General features: G+C 44.7%; 18 protein-coding genes. 8 read left to right on the top strand and 10 right to left on the bottom strand.

Annotation, left to right across the window (positions count from 1 at the left end; genetic code table 11):
* Positions 1-37: 37 nt before the first annotated feature.
* The 3 genes from nuoK to glpK all read right to left on the bottom strand — a co-directional run bounded on the left by nuoK (position 38) and on the right by glpK (position 3121).
* Positions 38-373, bottom strand: coding sequence for an NADH-quinone oxidoreductase subunit NuoK (gene nuoK, locus LZG72_RS08555; RefSeq protein ID WP_409017681.1), 336 nt, complete (start codon positions 371-373; stop codon positions 38-40).
* Positions 374-496: 123 nt separating this feature from the next.
* Positions 497-1306: a 3'-5' exonuclease gene (locus LZG72_RS08550; protein ID WP_233870234.1), complete on the bottom strand. Its 810-nt coding sequence runs from the start codon at positions 1304-1306 to the stop codon at positions 497-499.
* 315 nt (positions 1307-1621) lie between these two features.
* Positions 1622-3121 (bottom strand): glycerol kinase GlpK, encoded by a 1500-nt coding sequence (glpK, locus tag LZG72_RS08545; RefSeq protein WP_233870231.1) that lies wholly within the window; start codon positions 3119-3121, stop codon positions 1622-1624.
* A gap of 95 nt (positions 3122-3216) precedes the next feature.
* Here glpK and pbpC point away from each other — a divergent pair, with 95 nt between their 5' ends.
* Positions 3217-5517 carry a penicillin-binding protein 1C gene (gene pbpC / locus LZG72_RS08540; protein ID WP_233870228.1) on the top strand — a complete coding sequence of 767 codons (2301 nt, stop codon included), beginning with the start codon at positions 3217-3219 and terminating at the stop codon, positions 5515-5517.
* 130 nt (positions 5518-5647) lie between these two features.
* Here the strand turns inward: pbpC and LZG72_RS08535 are convergent, their stop codons facing one another.
* From LZG72_RS08535 to LZG72_RS08525, 3 genes are read right to left on the bottom strand one after another with little or no spacing between them, the layout of a single operon-like run.
* Entirely contained in the window at positions 5648-6676 is a 1029-nt protein-coding gene (locus LZG72_RS08535) for a M28 family peptidase (RefSeq protein WP_233870225.1), read from the bottom strand.
* A 46-nt stretch (positions 6677-6722) separates the two neighbouring features.
* Positions 6723-8225: a cysteine--tRNA ligase gene (gene cysS, locus LZG72_RS08530; protein ID WP_233870222.1), complete on the bottom strand. Its 1503-nt coding sequence runs from the start codon at positions 8223-8225 to the stop codon at positions 6723-6725.
* 30 nt (positions 8226-8255) lie between these two features.
* The gene (locus LZG72_RS08525) at positions 8256-8642 is read right to left on the bottom strand and encodes a DUF5618 family protein (RefSeq protein WP_233870219.1); all 387 of its coding nucleotides are present in this window, start codon (positions 8640-8642) and stop codon (positions 8256-8258) included.
* A gap of 197 nt (positions 8643-8839) precedes the next feature.
* On the opposite strand from LZG72_RS08525, the gene LZG72_RS08520 reads away from it, so the two are divergent.
* Both LZG72_RS08520 and LZG72_RS08515 read left to right on the top strand, forming a co-directional pair.
* The gene (locus LZG72_RS08520) at positions 8840-9757 is read left to right on the top strand and encodes a PfkB family carbohydrate kinase (RefSeq protein ID WP_233870216.1); all 918 of its coding nucleotides are present in this window, start codon (positions 8840-8842) and stop codon (positions 9755-9757) included.
* A 102-nt stretch (positions 9758-9859) separates the two neighbouring features.
* Entirely contained in the window at positions 9860-10666 is an 807-nt protein-coding gene (locus LZG72_RS08515) for a glycerophosphodiester phosphodiesterase family protein (RefSeq protein ID WP_233870213.1), read from the top strand.
* A 60-nt stretch (positions 10667-10726) separates the two neighbouring features.
* Here LZG72_RS08515 and LZG72_RS08510 read toward each other — a convergent pair whose 3' ends face one another.
* The 3 genes from LZG72_RS08510 to kdsA form a co-directional block, all read right to left on the bottom strand.
* Entirely contained in the window at positions 10727-11182 is a 456-nt protein-coding gene (locus LZG72_RS08510; RefSeq protein ID WP_233870210.1) for a hypothetical protein, read from the bottom strand.
* 89 nt (positions 11183-11271) lie between these two features.
* On the bottom strand, positions 11272-11940 hold the full coding sequence (locus LZG72_RS08505) for a phosphatase PAP2 family protein (RefSeq protein ID WP_233870207.1): 669 nt from the start codon (positions 11938-11940) through the stop codon (positions 11272-11274).
* Positions 11937-12749 carry a 3-deoxy-8-phosphooctulonate synthase gene (gene kdsA, locus LZG72_RS08500; RefSeq protein WP_233870204.1) on the bottom strand — a complete coding sequence of 271 codons (813 nt, stop codon included), beginning with the start codon at positions 12747-12749 and terminating at the stop codon, positions 11937-11939. The genes LZG72_RS08505 and kdsA overlap by 4 nt, the downstream gene beginning before the upstream one ends.
* Before the next feature lie 219 nt (positions 12750-12968).
* Here kdsA and LZG72_RS08495 point away from each other — a divergent pair, with 219 nt between their 5' ends.
* The 5 genes from LZG72_RS08495 to LZG72_RS08475 all read left to right on the top strand — a co-directional run bounded on the left by LZG72_RS08495 (position 12969) and on the right by LZG72_RS08475 (position 17669).
* Positions 12969-13205, top strand: coding sequence for an acyl carrier protein (locus tag LZG72_RS08495; protein ID WP_233870202.1), 237 nt, complete (start codon positions 12969-12971; stop codon positions 13203-13205).
* A 45-nt stretch (positions 13206-13250) separates the two neighbouring features.
* A complete protein-coding gene (fabF, locus tag LZG72_RS08490) occupies positions 13251-14504 on the top strand; it encodes a beta-ketoacyl-ACP synthase II (RefSeq protein WP_233870199.1) in 1254 nt (417 codons plus the stop codon).
* A gap of 14 nt (positions 14505-14518) precedes the next feature.
* Complete coding sequence (gene rnc, locus LZG72_RS08485; RefSeq protein WP_233870196.1) at positions 14519-15265, top strand: ribonuclease III; 747 nt, start codon at positions 14519-14521, stop codon at positions 15263-15265.
* A 225-nt stretch (positions 15266-15490) separates the two neighbouring features.
* Positions 15491-15922 carry an Hsp20/alpha crystallin family protein gene (locus LZG72_RS08480; RefSeq protein ID WP_233870193.1) on the top strand — a complete coding sequence of 144 codons (432 nt, stop codon included), beginning with the start codon at positions 15491-15493 and terminating at the stop codon, positions 15920-15922.
* A 214-nt stretch (positions 15923-16136) separates the two neighbouring features.
* Positions 16137-17669, top strand: coding sequence for a Do family serine endopeptidase (locus LZG72_RS08475; protein WP_233870190.1), 1533 nt, complete (start codon positions 16137-16139; stop codon positions 17667-17669).
* Between the two features lie 67 nt (positions 17670-17736).
* Here LZG72_RS08475 and LZG72_RS08470 read toward each other — a convergent pair whose 3' ends face one another.
* The gene (locus LZG72_RS08470) at positions 17737-19413 is read right to left on the bottom strand and encodes a pseudouridine synthase (RefSeq protein WP_233870187.1); all 1677 of its coding nucleotides are present in this window, start codon (positions 19411-19413) and stop codon (positions 17737-17739) included.
* Between the last annotated feature and the right edge of the window lie 139 nt (positions 19414-19552).

Raw genomic sequence — 19552 nt, 5'->3', positions numbered from 1 at the left:
TTATTTTAATCTAATAATCTTTAATCGCTTGATTATCTCACCATTTGAGTTTGTTGAGAAAACCAATATCCGTATTTCTTGTATTGCGATAAATCATTACGATAATAGCCAGACCAACCGCAACTTCCGCAGCTGCAACCGCCATGATAAAGAATACAAAAACCTGGGCTGATGCATCGGACCGGTATGAGGAAAAGGCGATAAGCAGCAAATTAGCCGCATTCAGCATCAATTCCACGGACATGAAAATGATAATCGCATTGCGGCGGGTAAGAACACCTATGATGCCGATTACAAATAGTAAGGTGCTGAGTATAAGGTAATGTTGGAGAGGTATATTTTGAATAACCGAGGGTATATCGACCGCCGGCATACTTGGATCTGGAATCATAGCAGGGTTACCTTATTGGATATTCTGTTAAAATAGTCAAAAATAGATTTCAGGCAAAAATAGACATAAATACCACTTACTCAAACCGGTTTCCGCAGGATTCTGTCAGCGTTGCGTCAATGCCCTGAGTTTGATTTCTGTGAGTTTTCTTTTGGTATCAAGCGGAAATTCTCCCTTCATCATCCAGTCAAAAAAGGATGGTTCGTTTTTGAGAATGTCGGCTACTTTTTTACCATTATGTTTACCAAAATTAAATACCTCCTCGCCTTTGTCATTGTAGACCATGCGGCCAGCAAAGTCTATTAACCTGGACGCAGTGAGCTCGTGAAGCACTGCCATGTCGTTTTTGATAGGTTCCGTTACTTTTCCGTGAGAATCAGTGACGGTAACTCCTTCATACCGGGCGATTTGTCCCTGAAGAACCTCAAATGTGGCGATGGTGTCAGCTTCGGCGCTATGTGCGTTTTCGAGGGTTTTGCCGCAATAAAACTTATAAGCGGCAGCCAGGTTGCGCGGCTCCATCATGTGATAGATGCGTTGCGCATCCACGGTGCGGCGGTTTTTTATATCAAACTCAACACCTACCCGAAGAAACTCTTCGACAAGCATCGGAATGTCAAAACGGTTGCTGTTAAATCCGGCTAGATCGCAACCTTCCAGGAAAGTTGCCAGGTTTTTGGCGATGCCTTTGAAGGTAGGGGCGTCTTTTATATCCTCGTTGTAAATGCCATGTATCAGACTGCTTTCGAGCGGGATAGGCATTTCGGGATTGATCCGCCGGGTGCGGATTTCGGTCTCTCCATTTACCAGGGCCTTCACGACTGAGATTTCAACGATCCGGTCACGGACAATATTGACTCCCGTAGTCTCAAGATCAAAAAAAGCAATAGGCTTTTTCAGATGGAGGGTATGCATAAGGCTACTCGTAGATGATTTAAGGGCGCGAAGTTAAGTGTAAACGGCAGATAGCGCAAGAAGGAAGGCAGTTTATACCGATTATAAAAAGGGAATGGGTTCGGGATGGTTCGTAATTGTTCGGGGTGGTTTTGTCATTTATAGTCACTTGTAGTCATTTATTGTTGGCGTAAGCGCTGACTTTGAAAATTACATTTCCTTTCATGACTACCTAGACGAGCCCGAACCATTCCGAACAACCTCGACCAATCCCTGACTATAAGTGACAACCCCTGACTCCTCAGAACCATTCCGAACTACGCCAAAAGTACCTGCCTAATCAATCCAATCATACGACTTTGTAACTGCCTTTTTCCAGCCTTTGTAAAATCGGGCTCGTTTTTCTTCCTCCATGTCAGGATTCCAGGTGTGCGCGATTGCCCAGTTGCTCTTCAATTCGTCGGTATTTTTCCAATATCCAACCGCCAGCCCAGCCGCATAAGCTGCACCTAATGCAGTGGTTTCGGCTACTGCCGGAGCCACCACCTGCGTGTTGAGGATATCAGACTGAAATTGCATCAAAAGCTGGTTTGCAACCATTCCGCCATCGACCCGGAGCGATGAAAGCCTGATTCCCGAATCCTGCTCCATTGCCCGTACCACGTCAACGGTCTGATAGGCAGTAGCTTCTAACACCGCCCGGGCAATGTGGCCTTTGTTTACATATCGGGTTAGTCCGGCGATTGTGCCGCGGGCGTCGTTGCGCCAGTACGGTGCATAAAGTCCGGAGAATGCTGGTACAAAATAGGCGCCGCCATTATCCTCCACGGTCGCAGCCAGACTTTCGATATCACTGCTGTTTTGAATCAATCCCAAATTATCCCTCACCCACTGAACCAATGCGCCTGTAACAGCCACACTTCCTTCCAACGCATACTTAACAGGCTCATTTCCAAATTTATATGAAACGGTTGTCAGCATTCCGTTTTCGGAAGTTTTCAACTCGTTACCTGTGTTCATTACCAAAAAGCAACCGGTACCGTAGGTATTTTTTGCCATTCCAGGCTCGAAGCAAGTTTGCCCGACGAGAGCCGCATGTTGGTCCCCGAGATCTCCGGCAACCGGAACGCCCGGCAGGATTTCGTTGGTAACATGTCCGTAAACCTCGCTGCTGCTCTTGATAGCTGGCAGCATAATTTCGGGAATATGATAGGCGGAAAGCATTTGCGAATCCCATTGCAAAGTCCTCAGGTTCATCAGTTGCGTCCGGCTTGCATTGGTTACGTCGGTTACGTGCAATCCTCCATTGATCCCGCCCGTCAAATGCCAGATTAAAAAAGTGTCGATATTTCCAAACAGCGCTTCACCTTTCTCGGCATCTTCACGCACACCTTCTACATTCTCAAGCAGCCATTTTAATTTAAGCCCGCTGAAATATGTCGAAACCGGCAAACCGGTAATGTCCCGAAACTGATTAACTCCACCTTCACTTTCGTATTTAGCTACGAGATCAGACGTTCTCGTATCCTGCCAAACCAATGCATTATAGTACGGTTTCCCGGTCCGTTTGTTCCAGACAACGGTGGTTTCCCGCTGATTTGTAATGCCAATCGCCGCAATGTCCGCCGCGGTCGCCGATGCTTTGATCCTGGCTATCGCAATCACTTCCAGTGTGTTTTTCCAGATTTCGGTGGGGTTATGTTCTACCCAGCCTGGCTTCTGGTAAATCTGTTCATGCTCTTTCTGACCAACGGAAACGATATTTCCCTGGTGGTTGAAAAGGATACAGCGGGTACTGGTCGTTCCCTGGTCAATGGCGGCAATGTATTTGGACATAATGGGATTATGATTGGCTTTCTTTGAAAGAAAGTCAGTAAGTAATGAAAATTAATGATATTTATAACTTTAAAAAAAAGGACACACCCTCGGAAATGAAACGGTTTAAGGTCAAAGTGGTACTTATCGCAATTGCTGCCGCTTTTCTTCTTTTTGTCATTCTGGACCTCATTTTTCCGTTTCGCCCTCACATTCAATATGCTACTCAGGTCACTGATGAAAACGGGACGGTCATACATGCTTTTTTGAGCAAAGACGATAAATGGCGACTGTATTCAAATGTTTCTGAAATCACGCCGCTGCTTCGCAAAACCTTGGTTTATAAAGAAGACCAATATTTCTATTCTCATTTCGGGTTTAATCCTTTTGCGATGATCCGCGCCGCTACCCGGAATATTTTTTCGGGCAGGCGAACATCTGGTGCTTCCACCATTACCATGCAGGTAGTGAGGCTGGTAGAGCCGAGGAACCGGACCTATTTCAATAAAGTCATCGAGGTATGGAAGGCGATGCAATTGGAAATGCATTATTCCAAAGACGAAATTCTGCAGATGTATGTCAATCTCGTTCCGTATGGTGGGAATATTGAAGGCATTAAGGCCGCATCACTTCTTTACTTTGGAAAACCTCCCCAATTGCTGAGCCTGGCCGAAATTACCGCATTGACCATTGTTCCAAACCGCCCATCGAGCCTGCGGCCAGGATCCAGGAACGACGCATTGAAAAATGCCCGAAACCAATGGTTAATGCGTTTTGAAAAAGAAGGTTTGTTTGATAAAAATGTCATTTTCGACGCATTGAATGAGCCTTTGAAAGTAAGTCGCCGTCAAGCCCCGCGTCAGGCGCCGCATTTGTCGCTCAGGTTAAAACAACGTTTTCCCGATCAGCCGGTTATTCAAACTTCTCTGCGGTTGCAGGTGCAAAACCAGATCGAGGAGCAGGTTAGGAATTACATTAACCGGCGGAAATTGATGAATATTCACAATGCGTCGGTTTTGGTGGTCAATAACGAAACCATGGAAGTGGAGGCTTACGTCGGTTCCGCGGATTTTGACAATCCGTATGACGGGGGCCAGGTGGATGGTGTGAAGGCAGTTCGTTCACCCGGTAGTACGCTGAAACCATTGCTTTATGCAACTGCATTTGATAAAGGTATTATTACTCCAAAATCGATTCTGAATGATGTTCCGATCAATTTCAGCGGATATGAACCCGAGAATTTCGACAAGCATTTTAATGGGGCAGTGACCACGGAATTCGCGCTGGCGAACTCGCTCAATATCCCGGCCGTGAAAATCCTGAAAGATGTAAGTACTCCCGCATTGATCGAGAAATTGAGAAAGACGAGTTTTAAGACCATTGAAAAACAATCAAAAGGATTGGGTTTATCCATGATATTGGGAGGTTGCGGTGTGACACTCGAAGAATTGACGGGATTGTTTGCTGCTTTTGCCAATGAAGGAAATTTCAAAAACCTCAACTATACACCAGGAAGAGATTCAGTAAATAAAGGAGAAGCCATTGTATCCTCTGAGGCTGCCTTTTTAGTCACCAATATTTTAACCCAAATCACCCGCCCGGATCTTCCTACTAATTTTGATAACACCTATCATTTACCCAAAATAGCATGGAAAACAGGCACTTCGTATGGAAAGCGTGATGCATGGAGCATTGGCTATAATAAACGATATACGATCGGCGTGTGGGTAGGGAATTTTTCGGGGGAAGGTGTCCCGGAATTGAGCGGGGCGAACACGGCTACTCCCTTGTTATTCTCCATTTTTAATGCATTAGATTATAATTCGCCAAAAGGCTGGTACCAATCTCCGGCGAATATCGCATTAAGAAATGTCTGTCCGGAAAGCGGGGATATTCCATCGGAGTTTTGTGAACATCAGATTCCTGCTCAATATATTGTCGGCGTTTCGGCTTACAAAAAATGCAATCACCTGCGCTGGGTATTCACGGATTTGAAAGGAAAAACATCTTATTGTACGTATTGCATTCCTGAAAAAGGCTTTGAGAAACGAGCATATCCCAACATTTCCCCGGAGTTGGTCGCCTTTAATGAGCAGCAAAAAATCCCCTACTCGAAAATCCCGCCACACAACCCGGCTTGCGAACGCGTTTTTCATGAAGGTGCGCCATTGATCGTCAGCCCGGTAGAGGGAAGTGAATATTTTATCCGGAAAGATGAGCCGCAGCAAATTCAGCTGGCTTGCCAGACGGCCAGCGATGTGCAGGAGGTTTTTTGGTATGTTAATGATAAGCTCGCCAAAAAAGCGCCACCGCACGAAGGAATCTTCATCAGCCCGCCATTAGGCAGGGTGAAAATTTCGTGCAGCGATGACAAAGGTCGAAATTCGAATATTTGGGTTGTGGTGAAACGGATGTGACTGAGAGTTATGGTCATTCATAGTCCAGATAGTCATTAGTAGTCATTTATTGCCAGGAACGGTCACTCAGTTCCGCCTTACATACAATTAATGACCATTTATGACTATTAGTGACCACTTTTGACATAAATCACAACGCAACCCCTTCTGCTTCCTGATAAAGAACCTGAATGAGTGTCTGACCGACTGCTTTTAATGTTTTTGGATCAATGTGTTCCATAGTGTCATCCGTGGTGTGCCATTGGTCGAAGAATGTGTGTGTCAGGTTGTTTTTTGTATGAATGATGTCGATCATTGGAATTCGGGCGATCTGATTTACAGGTACATGGTCATCCGTAATGGCGCCGCCTCTTTCGTCGATAAAATAGTTGTTGTACCCAATGCGGCTTGCCGTGGCCCATACTTCCCGCACCACATCTTCCGCCATTTGCACCGAGTTGCCTTCTTTCAAAAACGTAGCGCCTTTGGCTCCTACCATATCCAAATTTATCCCGAAGTATGCGGTATAATTAGGAATATGCTTGTTAGCAGCCCAATATTGCGAGCCGAGGCAAAAACCACTGTGCAGCATTTCTGTGGTTTGTTCCGTAGTTCCCCAGTCTTCGGCATCAAAGAAGATAATATCCACGCCGATATCCGGCTTGGAAGCTTGTAATGAAAGTGTTCTGGCAACTTCTAGCAAAATTCCCACGCCACTTGCGCCATCGTTCGCCGCAATTACGGGTTTATTCTTAACCAGTGAATCCTGATCAGAAAACGGACGCGAATCCCAGTGTGCCGTTAATAGAATGCGTTTGGCAGCAGCCGGGTTAAAACTACCTATGATATTTCGTGCATTCAGAATTGTTCCGTCGAAGGTGGTGTCTTTAAATGGTTGTTCAATAACTTGCCAGCCATACTTTTTCAACGTTGAAATCAGGTAATCGCCGCAAACTTTGTGAGGTGCGGAGTTAGGTACGCGTGGACCGAATTCAACCTGTTTTTTAACAAAATTAAAAGCCGAATCTGCGTTAAACTCAGGGCTTTTAACCAGCTTCGGGGCAGCCTGCTCACTAGTTTGTTCGGACCGGTCTTTGGAATTACACCCGTAGATGAGAAATGCCAGAGAAAGAACAAAGTATATCTGTTTCGAATACAAACCTTTAAAAATATATTGCATCACCTGGTTTCGTTGTTGTGTTTGGTCAGTCGGGATCGGCACGTGACTATTCTTCGTAAGCCCAATCAATGCGAACTTTCGTGTCGCGTATTACCAGCCCCTGATTTTTGAAGTAAGAACGGATTTCATCTACTTTTTCGTAGTTCTGGGATAGTTTAAATTCCCGGTAAAGTTTTAGCATGCCGTCCAAAATCTCCTGGCCTTCGGTTAATTCTTCTTTCAAACCTAAAACATCTTCAAAGAAAACGATGAAGTTGTCTTTCAGAGAAGTGAAAATAGCTTCACCCAAAGCAGCCGATTTCAGCTGCCCCATATTCAGCATATTGACGTATTTCAGCAGGTTGAAAAGGTTAGCGAATGCAACCGCGGTGTTAAGATCGTCGTTCATCGCGGCGTAAAAACCGTCGATAGACTTCTCGATATCAGCCTTTTTCGCCTCGTCATGGTTTACGTCCTCTTCATGGATGTAGGTCAGCAGTTTAGCATTCCGTAATCCATTTGCCAGCTTTTTGTATCCTTTATGAGCTGCTTTTAATGCGTCATTTGAAAAATCAAGCGTACTGCGGTATTGGCTTTGCAGCATGAAAAAACGAACCGTCATCGGACTGTAAGCCTGATCCAGCAATTCGTGGTTTCCCGAGAAAAGTTCTGCAGGGAGGAACGAATTATTGAGTGACTTGGACATTTTTTGTCCATTCACTGTCAGCATATTGGTATGCATCCAGTAGCGAACAGGTTCCTCATTTGTCAATGACTTACCTTGCGCGATCTCGCATTCGTGGTGTGGGAATTTCAAATCCATTCCGCCGCCGTGAATGTCAAATTGCTTGCCTAAATACTTGGCACTCATGCAGGTACATTCAAGATGCCAGCCCGGGAAACCCATACTCCACGGAGAGTTCCACTGCATAATGTGTTCCGGGCTTGCCTTTTTCCAAAGTGCAAAATCGAGTGGATTGCGCTTTTCAGACTGTCCGTCGAGCTCGCGGGTTTCATTCAGCAGATCTTCGATAATACGGCCCGAAAGTTTGCCGTATTCATTTCCGCCTTCCTGGTATTTATTAATATCGAAATAAACGGATCCATTGGATTCATAGGCAGCACCTTTATCGATCAGCGTTTGAACAGCTTCGATCTGCTCGATCAAATGTCCCGTGGCAGTAGGTTCAATGCTGGGAGGAAGCAAGTTAAAAATGGCGGAAACGTCGTGAAAATCATTGGTATATCGCTGCACGATCTCCATGGGTTCGAGTTTTTGCAACTTCGCCATTTTACCGATTTTGTCTTCGCCTTCTTCGCCATCGCCCACCAAATGGCCCACGTCCGTAATATTTCGCACATACCTTACCTTGTAGCCAATGTGAGTGAGGTACCGGAAGAGTATATCAAAAGACAAAAATGTGCGGATATTTCCTAAATGGACATTACTGTAAACCGTAGGGCCGCAGACATACATTCCAACATAGGGAGGGGCAATCGGTATGAATACATCCTTTTTACGGGTAAGTGTATTGAAAATTCTGAGAGGCTGGAATGTTTGTGAAGTCATTTATATTTTACTTTCTAAAACTGAATCTACTTAATGCTGCGTTTTCTCCAAACGGGTTTCAACCCAATTGATAATCTTTTCGGCCTCAGCAAGTCCAACAGTCGCGACTTTGACGCTTTTGCTTCCCTGGTAGCCCATATTAATATGTAATACCTCGTAGGCCGTAGTAAAACTGGACAAAAGACGTTTGTCAATGCGGCTCAGTTCATACTGATACCACTCGACGCTTTTGGGAGTTTTCTTGTTTTTCTCTCCCAGTAGTTCGTTCAACACCAACAAAATGCCAGTGTAAGCGGTGTGGCCTGCAATCTTGACATACTTTTTATCCTGATATAGTCCATCCTGCTTTTTCGCATTTACACTTAGAAATGACTTGGCATTATCAATGTGTCTTCTTGCTTCGGAAATTGCTTCCATAATACTAGTATGTGTTTATAGTGAAGAGATAAAATGTATAAGAAACAAAAATAAGAAATAACCTAAGATAGATTCGCAAAGACACCGATATTGAAGCAAGTCAAAATATGCTATTCAGCCGATTTGACTATCTTCGCAGCGTTTTTGAAAAAACAAAACCGTTTGAAACTTACTTAAAATCAACACAGTACTTATTTATGAGTTTACTAACCGTAGGATCTGTTGCATTCGATGCACTCGAAACACCTTTTGGAAAAACAGATAAAATTATTGGCGGTGCCGCCACTTACATCACACTAGCCGCTTCTTATCTTACCAAAGAAAATAACCTGGTTGCCGTTGTCGGCGGTGATTTTCCAAAAGAAATGATCGACTTGCTGGAAGATCACGGGGTTAATACTGAGGGACTTGAAATTGTACAGGATGGTAAGACCTTTTTCTGGTCTGGCAAATACCATGAAGATATGAACAGCCGCGACACGCTGATCACCGAATTAAATGTTATGGAGCATTTTGACCCGACCATTCCTGAATCTTTCCAGGGAACCGAGTTTCTGATGCTTGGAAATACCGTTCCGGCGACTCAAAAATTAGTGATCGAGCGAATGGCCAAACGTCCGAAACTGATCATGCTGGATACCATGAACCTTTGGATGGACATCGCAATGGATGATCTGAAAGCCGTTTTGAAACTCGTTGACCTTCTTACCATTAATGATGAGGAAGCACGTCAGCTTTCGGGGGAATATTCTTTGAGAAAAGCGGCCGCCAAGATCATGGAAATGGGGCCAAAAACACTTATTATTAAAAAAGGGGAACATGGTGCATTGTTGTTCCAGGGCGACCGCATCTTCTTTGCACCGGCATTGCCGCTCGAAGAAGTGTTCGACCCGACCGGCGCCGGAGACACTTTTGCAGGTGGTTTTATCGGTTATCTGGCCAGCACCGACGATATTTCTTTTGATAATATGAAAAGAGCGATCATTTACGGTTCTGCGATGGCTTCATTCTGTGTTGAAAAGTTTGGTACTGAACGTCTGGTCAATCTTTCTCAGCAGGAGATCAATGCACGTGTACAGGAATTTGTAAACCTGTCAAGTTTTGAAATACAATAACGGTAATGAAATAAATGCAGTCTGTAGATTAGAGGTTAACCTTTGATTTACAGACTTTTTAATGCCACAATTAGTTTAGAAAAGGTATTTATTTGAGTTAAAATGATTTTACGTAAAACAAATTTCACCAGCCTGGCGCTGCTGCTGTTCCTGGCAATTCCTGGAATGTCTCAAACTAATACGCTGCCGCATTCTGAAAACAAAGTGGTGGTGATTGCTCACCGGGGAAACCACGTGAACGTTCCGGAGAATACGCTCGCCGCATTCAGGGAAGCGATAACGGCTGGTGCAGATTATGCTGAGGTCGATTTAAGAACCACTAAAGATGGGCATTTGGTCGTACTTCATGACGCCACGGTGGATCGGACAACGAATGGATCAGGTAAAGTTGCGGAAATGACTCTGGCAGACATTAAAAAACTACAGGTATTCAATAAAAATAAAAAAACACACCGCATTCCCGAATTCAAAGAGGTACTGGAAGTCTGTAAAGGCAAGATTAATATTTATCTGGATTTCAAAGACGCAAATGTTGCCCAAACATGGAGCCAGATCAAGGCTTTGGGAATGGAGAAGCAAGTGATCGTTTACCTGAATAAGGAAACGCAGTATGGAGAATGGAAAGAAGCGGCCCCGCACGTTCCATTAATGACGAGTTTGCCCAAAGAAGTGTCGACCAGCGAGCATTTAAAGGCTTTTTTGGCAAAAATAAATGTTCAGGTCCTGGACAATGTAACTGCACCTGAACTGGTCAAAGTTGTTAATGAAAATGGCGTTTCGGTTTGGCTTGATGTTCAAAATCCGGCAGAAGGTCCGGTTTCATGGAAAGCTGTTTTGGAAAAAGGTGTACAAGGTCTGCAAACCGATAAACCCGCCGAATTGCGGACATATCTTAATACACATTTATAATTCGTGTTCATTCGTGTATCCGTGGCAGGTTTTAGCCACTAATACACCAATCAACACGAATTAAAGTATCCCGATTTGAACCTCGGTGATATTCCTCGCCGGGTTCTCAAAATCCATATTGATATAAATCTCCCGATTCTCGCCCGACATGGCTTTATTCTTCGCCATAATCTCCGAAATCAAAGATCCGTAAACACTACTCAATGTGTTCCAGTCGCCATAAAGCTGCTCGGTAACACAGTCAAATGCATTGAGATATTTAGTCTTGAATTCTGAGCCTGAATAGTTGGTGGCTGGAGTTGTCGGCAATGCAATGGTGAGTGTAAAGACCGTGTCCGGATTTCCATCCGCTCCTTCATAAATCCAGTAAACAGGTCCCGTAATTTCCAGGTCATGTTTGACGGCATCAATGTAAAGTCGGCGCGCGACTACTCGTACATGTTCGGATATCCGGTTTAAAGAAGTCCGGGTTTCGTAGAACAGGACATGGATTGGTTCGATGGTTTTGGCTTGCATTTGAATGGCGTTTAGTTTTGTTATTCAAAGTAAGCCATGGGTTGTGACAGCAGTGTGTCAACAACTTTTTCAGCACAAAAAAATAGTTTTTAATGCTTCATCTTCCGGACGGTTCGTTGCAGCCACGGATAACTGATATAAAGCACTTTGGTAGCTCCAATGCCCACTGCGGCACCCATGAGCACATCCGCCACCCAATGTTTATTGTTCAAAACGCGGAGTGTCCCCACCGCAGTCGCCGTGCCATAACCACCAATACTATATAAAACACTGCGCCCGCCATACTCTTCATGAAGTAAGGTCGCATTTGTAAAAGCCGTGGTAGAATGTCCGGAGGGAAATGAGTAATAATCTTCGCCATTTGGTCTTGGATACCTGATAATGCGCTTCATTCCCTGCGTCGCGGCCTGGGCAGCAACATTTGATAGTAATGCCAGAATGAGCTGATCACCGAGTGAATGTCTGCCTTTTACTCCCGCAGACGCCAGTCCCAAACTCACCACTCCGGGTACATAAGGAAGATAATCATCCACTTTGGAATGGAAATTCGGATAAGTCGAAACCACCCGTTCCTGTAAATGCCGGCTGATTTTTCCTTGTACTACCAGGGCCGCAATCCCCAGTGAAACCGGCGCGATCACGTCACCGGATTTAACCACCCAAAGTGTGGAATCCTTTTGTGCAGAGGATGTTTGAGGTAAAAACGAAAAGCAAAAGAAAAGCCAGCAAAGCCGCTTTTTCGCGAAATTTACGATCATAGAATAGCTTCTCTCACACGGACCAATCTTTCTAAAAGTCCCTCCAGCTGATCGAGGGGCAGCATGTTAGCACCATCTGATTTCGCTTCGGCGGGGTTAAAATGAGTTTCAATAAACAGTCCGTCGGCACCCACGGCGATAGCTGCTTTGGCGATTGTTTCAATCAGTTTTGGCTTTCCACCCGTGACGCCCGAACTCTGGTTGGGCTGTTGTAAAGAATGAGTGCAATCCATCACAATCGGGACCCCAAATGATGCCATTTCAGGTAAATTGCGATAATCTACTACCAGGTCGCCGTATCCGAAACTATTGCCGCGATCCGTCAGAATAACCTGGCAGGCCGGGTTAACCTCATGGATTTTCTCGGCAGCGAACTTCATCGAAGCACCGGAAAGAAATTGCCCTTTTTTGACATTCACGGCTTTCCCGGTTTTTGCAGCGGCGGCCAGCAACTCCGTCTGGCGACATAAAAAAGCTGGGATTTGAAGTACATCCACATATTCCGCCGCCAGGGCAGCTTCATGCGTTTCATGAATGTCGGTTACCGTGGGGACACCAAATGTATCGCCGATTTCTTTGAGAATTTTCAATGCCTTTTCGTCGCCAATCCCTGTAAATGAGTCGATTTTGGTACGATTGGCCTTGCGGTAGGAACCTTTGAAGATGTATGGGATTTTTAACCGGTCGGTGACGGATATAATGTGTTCTGCGATCCTGAGCGCCATATCTCTTCCTTCAATGGCACATGGGCCGGCCATTAAAAAGAACTGGTTGGAATCGGTGTGTTTAATATTTGGTATAAAAATCATCTTGCAAAGAGTAAAAGTTTTACGAATGTAAGCTTATCCGTAGTGTTCTCCCGCCGATCACTGTGATTCATTAGGAAGATATCCATTAAGGTATTGATTTCCTGCTTTTTTCAATTTCGAGGCGTACCGGTTAATAAAACGAAGGGACTAAAAAAATTTTGAAAAAGTGAACTGAAATATCTTTCTTTGTGGCGATTTTAACCAAAAAGTGAATATAAAATGTCAGCAATTGCAGATCGAGTTAAGCAAATTATCGTCGAGAAACTCGGCGTTGAAGAGTCGGAGGTTACACCGGAAGCAAACTTCCAGAACGACTTGGGAGCGGACTCTCTAGATACCGTTGAATTGATTATGGAATTCGAAAAAGAATTCAATCTATCTATCCCAGATGATCAGGCAGAGAACATCGGTACAGTTGGTCAGGCTGTTGCATATCTGGAAGAAAACGTGAAGTAATTCGGTTTTTATACCAGTATCATCTTCTATTTTCTGTCCCTATTTATGAGTTTTAAGCGAGTTGTGATTACAGGGATGGGTGCATTGACACCTGTCGGGAACGATGTTTCTACCTTTTGGACAAATTTGGTTGCAGGTGTAAGCGGAGCAGCGCCAATTACACGATTTGATGCTGAAAAGTTTCGCACCAAGTTTGCCTGTGAAATCAAGGGCCTGGACGTCACCAATTACATTCCGCGGCAAGAAGCTCGAAAAATGGACCCGTTTGCGCAGTATGCTGTAATTGCTGCAGACGAAGCGATGAAGGACGCCGGCTTTGACAAAGATAAGCTTGATCTTGACAAAGCTGGCGTAATTTGGGGCACCGGAATCGGTGGTCTCAAAACCTTCGAAGAAGAAGTTATGAACTTCGCCGAAAACGGCAAAACGCCCCGCTTCAATCCCTTCTTTATTCCAAAAATGATCGTAGACAGTGCATCGGGGGTTCTCTCGATCCGTTACGGTTTCCGTGGACCTAATTATATTACGGTTTCGGCTTGTGCCTCTGCTACCAATGCAATGATCGATGCATTTAATTATATCAAATTAGGTATGATGAATGTTTGTATCTCAGGAGGCTCGGAGGCAGCGGTATCTATCGCCGGGGTGGGAGGGTTCAACGCATTGAAAGCATTATCCGAACGCAATGATTCTCCGGAAACGGCCTCACGTCCCTATGATAAAGACCGTGATGGTTTTGTTCTCGGAGAAGGCAGCGCCGCGATTATTTTTGAAGAGCTGGAACATGCAAAAGCCAGAGGTGCCAAAATCTACGCGGAAATGACGGGTGCAGGCATGTCGTCTGACGCTTACCACATTACCGCTCCGCATCCCGAAGGACTTGGTGCCTACATTGTAATGAAAAATGCAGTCGAAAACGCTGGGATCAAACCGGAAGACATCGATTACATCAACACACATGGTACATCAACCCCAATTGGCGACCCGCAGGAAATCAAGGCTATTGAAAAATTCTTTGGTGAACATGCATATAAGTTGAATATCAGTTCGACGAAATCCATGACGGGCCATTTACTGGGAGGTGCCGGGGCTATTGAAGCGGCAGCTTGCATTCTTGCAATCCGCGATCAGGTCGTACCTCCGACGATCAATCATTTCACAGATGATCCTGAGATCAATCCGCGGCTCAATCTCACATTTAATAAGGCTGAAAAACGAGAGATAAATTATGCTCTGAGCAATACCTTCGGTTTTGGTGGGCACAATGCGTCAGTCATTTTTAAGAAGTATGAAGACTGATTAACTTTTTACAATTGGCAAAGCGAATTCTTATACCGATACTTTCTCTTTTCAGGACCGGAAGTGCTGAGGATAAAAAATTTAAGGAATCGATTGCTCACGTAATTGGTGACCGTCCTTCTAATCTCGGTGTCTATCAGCTCGCATTTCGTCACACATCAGCTTCGAAGGAAACGGCCATTAAAGGTTTCCGGGAGTCTAATGAACGGCTGGAATACCTGGGCGATGCGGTTTTGGGAATGGTAGTAGCCGAATTCCTTTTTACCAAATATCCTTATAAAGACGAAGGATTTCTCACAGAAATCCGCTCACGGATTGTAAACCGCGAATCTCTCAATCAAATATCCCGAAAGCTCGGACTCGATCGCCTGATCGAATATGATGGCAACCGCCGTGGTATGTCTCCGAGATCATCGATGTACGGAGATGCGCTGGAAGCTTTTGTCGGAGCCATTTACCTGGATAAAGGATTTAGGTTCACCCGGACTTTTATCATCAGTAAACTCATCACGCATTATGATCTGGATAACATTATCCAGAACAATGCAAACTTCAAAAGCCTCATCATTGAATGGGCACAGCGGGAAGGCAAGGAAATACGTTTCGAAATTCTCGAAGAAAGAGGTACCCGCCATCACCGTGAATTCATTTCTCAGATTCTCGTTAATGACGAGCCTTTCGCTACCGGCAATGGGTTTACCAAGAAAAAAGCCGAGCAATCTGCATCAGAACAAGCCTGCGGTATTTTAGAACTCCGTTAACCTCAAAACAATCTTCCTGGACTTGCCTGAACCTTCATTCAAATGGAAAAGGTGACATCTTAAGTCTTACTAAAATATGACTTTTTGTCACGCATTTCTGCGGATTGTTAACTAATCGGCCAATTTGTCTGCTAATTTTCAGTTTTTATCCATCGGAACGCTAGTTGTTATAACCTAAGCATTCCGCAAGGGTAAAACAGAAACTAAAACATAAACTTTATAGCAATGAGCACATTAGTTAAAACCCATTTCGCAAACCCATCGTATTTGAATGGATTTTTTGGTAAAGATCTGTTGAACGAATTGAACACACCCGCTTTTTCAGGAAGTGTTCCAGCTGTGAATGTGATTGAAAACAAAGAAGGTTTTCGCATTGAAGTTGCAGCTCCTGGTCTTCAAAAATCAGATTTTAAACTGAATTTAGAAAAGAACCAGCTTACCATTTCAGCGCAGAAAGAGAGGAAGGAAGAAGAAGTTAAGGAAAACTACACGCGCCGTGAGTTCAAATACAACTCTTTCCAGAGGACATTCACTTTACCTAATTCGGTAGATGGCGACAAAATTGAAGCCACCTATGCCGATGGAATACTGAGCGTGGCTTTGCCAAAACGTGAGGAGGCAAAAGAAAAACCTGCCCGCCAGATCGAAATTGCTTAATTAAATAAGAGAAAATGAAAGTCGTTATTCTCGTGGATAACGACTTTTTTATGGTAAAGCAATTCTATAAATTGTGAGATTCCCCTGGCAGGATATTTTTGTAAATTGGTAATTGAATACCTTTGTTAAAATATGTTAAATGAGCCTGCTACGGGAATATAATATTTATTGATTTGCGTTATTCATTCACAAAATATAACCCCAACATATGTCTATGAAAACAAATTGGAAAGGTTTAGTGTTGGTTGGGTTGATTTCAAGTGCATCAACTCTCGCCGGCTTTAAACTATTAGGCACAGATAATGATAGAGATGTAATTTTTAAAGAGGCTCCGGGCGAATCCATTGCACGATTTACTTCAACCGGTTCTCCGGTGGGTGCGCCAGGAGATTTTGTATATGCAGCAGAAGCCACGACACCAACTGTGGTCCATATTAAATCTACGATGACGCGTCAGACTTCGCGTGGCCAGCAACAAATCCCGGATATTTTCAGAGATTTCTTTGGGGATGATTTCGGTGGCAGCTCACGTGGTCCACAGTCTCAGGAAGCTTCTGGCTCAGGCGTGATCATTTCGGGCGACGGATACATTGTGACAAACAACCACGTTGTGGAAGGAGCTCAGGAACTGGAAGTTACACTTCATAACAAAGGTAAATTCAGGGCGAAAGTGATAGGCACCGACCCTTCTACAGATATTGCCGTGATCAAAATTGAAGCGAAAGATCTGCCAGCAGTGATATTGGGTAATTCTGATGCAGTTAAAGTAGGGGAGTGGGTAGTTGCCGTTGGTAATCCATTCAACCTGGAATCTACTGTTACCGCTGGGATCGTGAGTGCGAAAGGACGTGGTTTGGGAATAATTGGCCAAAGCAGCCGTCGCAACGGAGTTACTCCTGCGGCTGCAACTTCCGGTGATTCTCCATTGGAATCATTTATCCAAACGGATGCAGTTGTGAACCCTGGAAATAGTGGTGGTGCATTGGTGAACTTGAAAGGCGAATTGATCGGTATTAATACCGCGATTGCCAGTCCAACCGGAAGCTTTGCTGGATATGCATTTGCAGTTCCTTCCAGCATTGTTAAAAAAGTATCCAGCGATCTGATCAAATTCGGAAATGTACAGCGCGGATATCTTGGAATTTCGCTCGACAACCTGGACAGCAGGAAAGCGGAAGAGTATGGCGTGAAAGTAAATGACGGCGTATATGTTCGCGAGTTTACTGAAAACAGCGCGGCAAAAGCGGGTGGCGTAACAAAAGGAGATGTGATTGTAAAAGTTGATGGAGTGGATATTCATTCTGTTCCTGAGCTTCAACAATCCATTGGCCTACATAAGCCTGGCGACAAAGTGGTACTCACTGTGAATCGTGATGGAAAAGAAAAAGATCTGAGCATTACCTTGCGCAACAGAACTGGTGGCTCGGATATCATCAAACGTGATGAAACAGCTGCAATCATGACTGCTTTGGGTGCACAGTTTGGTAATCTGACAGATGCAGAAAAACAACGTCTGTCTCGTTACAAAATCGACGGTGGTGTGAAAGTAATGTCCATTGAGGGTGGCAAGTTTGCCCGCTCGCAAGTTGAAGAAGGTTTCATTATCACTAAGATCAATGGAAAGGCGATTAAAACGGTCAAAGATTTCGAAGCTGCGATTGCAGGTAAAGAGGAATCGATGGTTACGTTCGAAGGTCTTTATCCCGATGCTCCATACGATGTGTATTCATTCGGGTTCAGATTGTAATCTGAATGGATCAGAAATAGAAAAACCGGCTGCGATCATCTCGCAGCCGGTTTTTTAATGAATGATATTAAAGCATAAATTTAAGCTTGATCACTTCTTTCTCGCTCAAAAACCGCCATTTCCCTCTCGGCAGGTCTTTTTTATTGAGCCCCGCAAATACGGTGCGATCCAGTTTCTGGACTTCATAACCCAAATGTTCGAACATTCTTCTCACAATGCGATTCCGGCCACTGTGAATTTCCAGACCGACAACCATAGCATCCGGAGTTACGATTCCCACTTCATCAGGCCGGATAAAACCATCTTCGAGTTCCAATCCATGTTGAAGGAGTTCAAAATCTTCGGTGGTAATTGGCTTATCAAGTTCCGCCTGGTAGATTTTTTTCACGCCGCCAGAAGGGTGGGTTAGCTTCTCAGCCAATTCCCCATCATTTGTCAAAAGCAATAGTCCGGTAGTATTTCTATCCAATCGTCCAACTGGATAGACACGTTCCGAACAAGCTCCTTTAATGAGATCAAGTACTGTTTTACGCTCTTCCGGATCGTCGGTCGTCGTGATGTAATCTTTTGGTTTATTAATTAAGACATAAACCATCTTTTCCGGATTCAATGCCTTCTTACCATATTTTACAACTTCACCAGCCTTCACTTTGTAACCCATTTCAGTAACCGTTTTTCCGTTTACAGAAATTTGGCCAGAAGAAATCAAGTCATCCGCCTCACGTCTGGAACAAATGCCTGCGTTGGCAATGTACCGGTTCAAACGGATCTCGTTACTTTCTTCCTTTTTTTTGGCGGGGGCATTCTTTTTTTCGTATCCCGACAAGTTATAACGCGGTGCAGTTTCAAATCTTCCAACCCGGCGATCTAGTCCGCTGCGGTCTTCCGACGGCGCTGATTGCTCGTCTCTCGGTGCCCTCTCTCTGAAACTGCGTTCCCCGGGCTGGTCAGTATCGTCTTTTTTTTTAAAGTCTGGCCTGTCGGATCTCGAATCAGGTCTGTCTGATCTTGAATCAGGCCTATCAGATTTAAATGCAGGTCTTTCCGACTTGAAGCCAGGTCTTTCCGATTTGAATCCGGGGCGATCGACTCTTTTGAAATCGGGACGTTCTGACCTTTCAGATCTTTCACGCGGTGGAAATGAGCGCTCACTGCGGTCAGAATCTGTTCTTGGTTTGAATTCGCGAGACTCATTGTCCCGGTCAGAACGTGGGCGTTCCGGTTTGTCACCAAATGCCCTTCTTACACCTTTTGGCCGGTTATCGTCTCTCGGCCGATCGTTTTCCCTCGGTCTGAATTCGCCTCGCGGTTTTTCTTCACGCGGCCTGTAATCTTCTCTCGGTCGGAATGAACGCGTATCCCTGTCAGCTCCGGTCTTCCCGGCGTCTCTACGGTCATTACCACCACGAGAGTCGTCATCTCTTTTGAATGGACGTGGCTTTTGAAAATCGGATTTTGAAGCTCCGTATTTTTTGAAATCAGGTTTGTCAAAACGCGGGCGTTCAGACGACGATTTTTCATGGTCGAAACTAGGTCTTGCTTTTTGTCCCTGGTTGTCTGACGGTCCCGTTGCTCTCAGGCTGGACTTTTTGATACTTGGCTTGCTGAATCGGCTTTCCACCTCTGGCTTAGCTCTTTTGAATGGACGGCTGGCGCTGTCACTACTGTTGCGGAAGTTTCCTGACCCACCGCTGGAAGGGCGAGATGCACTCGCGGGCTTCGAATTGTTTGTTCTTTTTCTCATTAGGAATGCAGTATCACTACTGGATTTGGTTCCTCTTAGCAAATTTACCGTGGAAGTTGAGTGACTTTGTGGTTACTTGGAATATTGAATTGCCACTAAAATCAGCTAACTAACGTATCTGATGATCAGAGTATTTATG

The sequence above is a fragment of the Dyadobacter sp. CY323 genome (genome assembly GCF_021390245.1).
GTDB lineage: Bacteria > Bacteroidota > Bacteroidia > Cytophagales > Spirosomataceae > Dyadobacter.
This window is presented reverse-complemented; position numbering and strand designations above follow the sequence as displayed.

Bases quoted from the DNA above. Each gene is read 5' to 3' on its own strand.
- pbpC (WP_233870228.1), top strand. From the start codon at position 3,217: ATGAAACGGTTTAAGGTCAAAGTGGTACTTATCGCAATTGCTGCCGCT.
- LZG72_RS08480 (WP_233870193.1), top strand. From the start codon at position 15,491: ATGAGCACATTAGTTAAAACCCATTTCGCAAACCCATCGTATTTGAAT.
- LZG72_RS08495 (WP_233870202.1), top strand. From the start codon at position 12,969: ATGTCAGCAATTGCAGATCGAGTTAAGCAAATTATCGTCGAGAAACTC.
- LZG72_RS08550 (WP_233870234.1), bottom strand. From the start codon at position 1,306: ATGCATACCCTCCATCTGAAAAAGCCTATTGCTTTTTTTGATCTTGAG.
- LZG72_RS08505 (WP_233870207.1), bottom strand. From the start codon at position 11,940: ATGATCGTAAATTTCGCGAAAAAGCGGCTTTGCTGGCTTTTCTTTTGC.
- fabF (WP_233870199.1), top strand. From the start codon at position 13,251: ATGAGTTTTAAGCGAGTTGTGATTACAGGGATGGGTGCATTGACACCT.
- LZG72_RS08475 (WP_233870190.1), top strand. From the start codon at position 16,137: ATGAAAACAAATTGGAAAGGTTTAGTGTTGGTTGGGTTGATTTCAAGT.
- LZG72_RS08535 (WP_233870225.1), bottom strand. From the start codon at position 6,676: ATGCAATATATTTTTAAAGGTTTGTATTCGAAACAGATATACTTTGTT.
- kdsA (WP_233870204.1), bottom strand. From the start codon at position 12,749: ATGATTTTTATACCAAATATTAAACACACCGATTCCAACCAGTTCTTT.
- LZG72_RS08510 (WP_233870210.1), bottom strand. From the start codon at position 11,182: ATGCAAGCCAAAACCATCGAACCAATCCATGTCCTGTTCTACGAAACC.
- LZG72_RS08515 (WP_233870213.1), top strand. From the start codon at position 9,860: ATGATTTTACGTAAAACAAATTTCACCAGCCTGGCGCTGCTGCTGTTC.
- LZG72_RS08525 (WP_233870219.1), bottom strand. From the start codon at position 8,642: ATGGAAGCAATTTCCGAAGCAAGAAGACACATTGATAATGCCAAGTCA.
- LZG72_RS08470 (WP_233870187.1), bottom strand. From the start codon at position 19,413: ATGAGAAAAAGAACAAACAATTCGAAGCCCGCGAGTGCATCTCGCCCT.
- LZG72_RS08520 (WP_233870216.1), top strand. From the start codon at position 8,840: ATGAGTTTACTAACCGTAGGATCTGTTGCATTCGATGCACTCGAAACA.
- cysS (WP_233870222.1), bottom strand. From the start codon at position 8,225: ATGACTTCACAAACATTCCAGCCTCTCAGAATTTTCAATACACTTACC.
- glpK (WP_233870231.1), bottom strand. From the start codon at position 3,121: ATGTCCAAATACATTGCCGCCATTGACCAGGGAACGACCAGTACCCGC.
- nuoK (WP_409017681.1), bottom strand. From the start codon at position 373: ATGCCGGCGGTCGATATACCCTCGGTTATTCAAAATATACCTCTCCAA.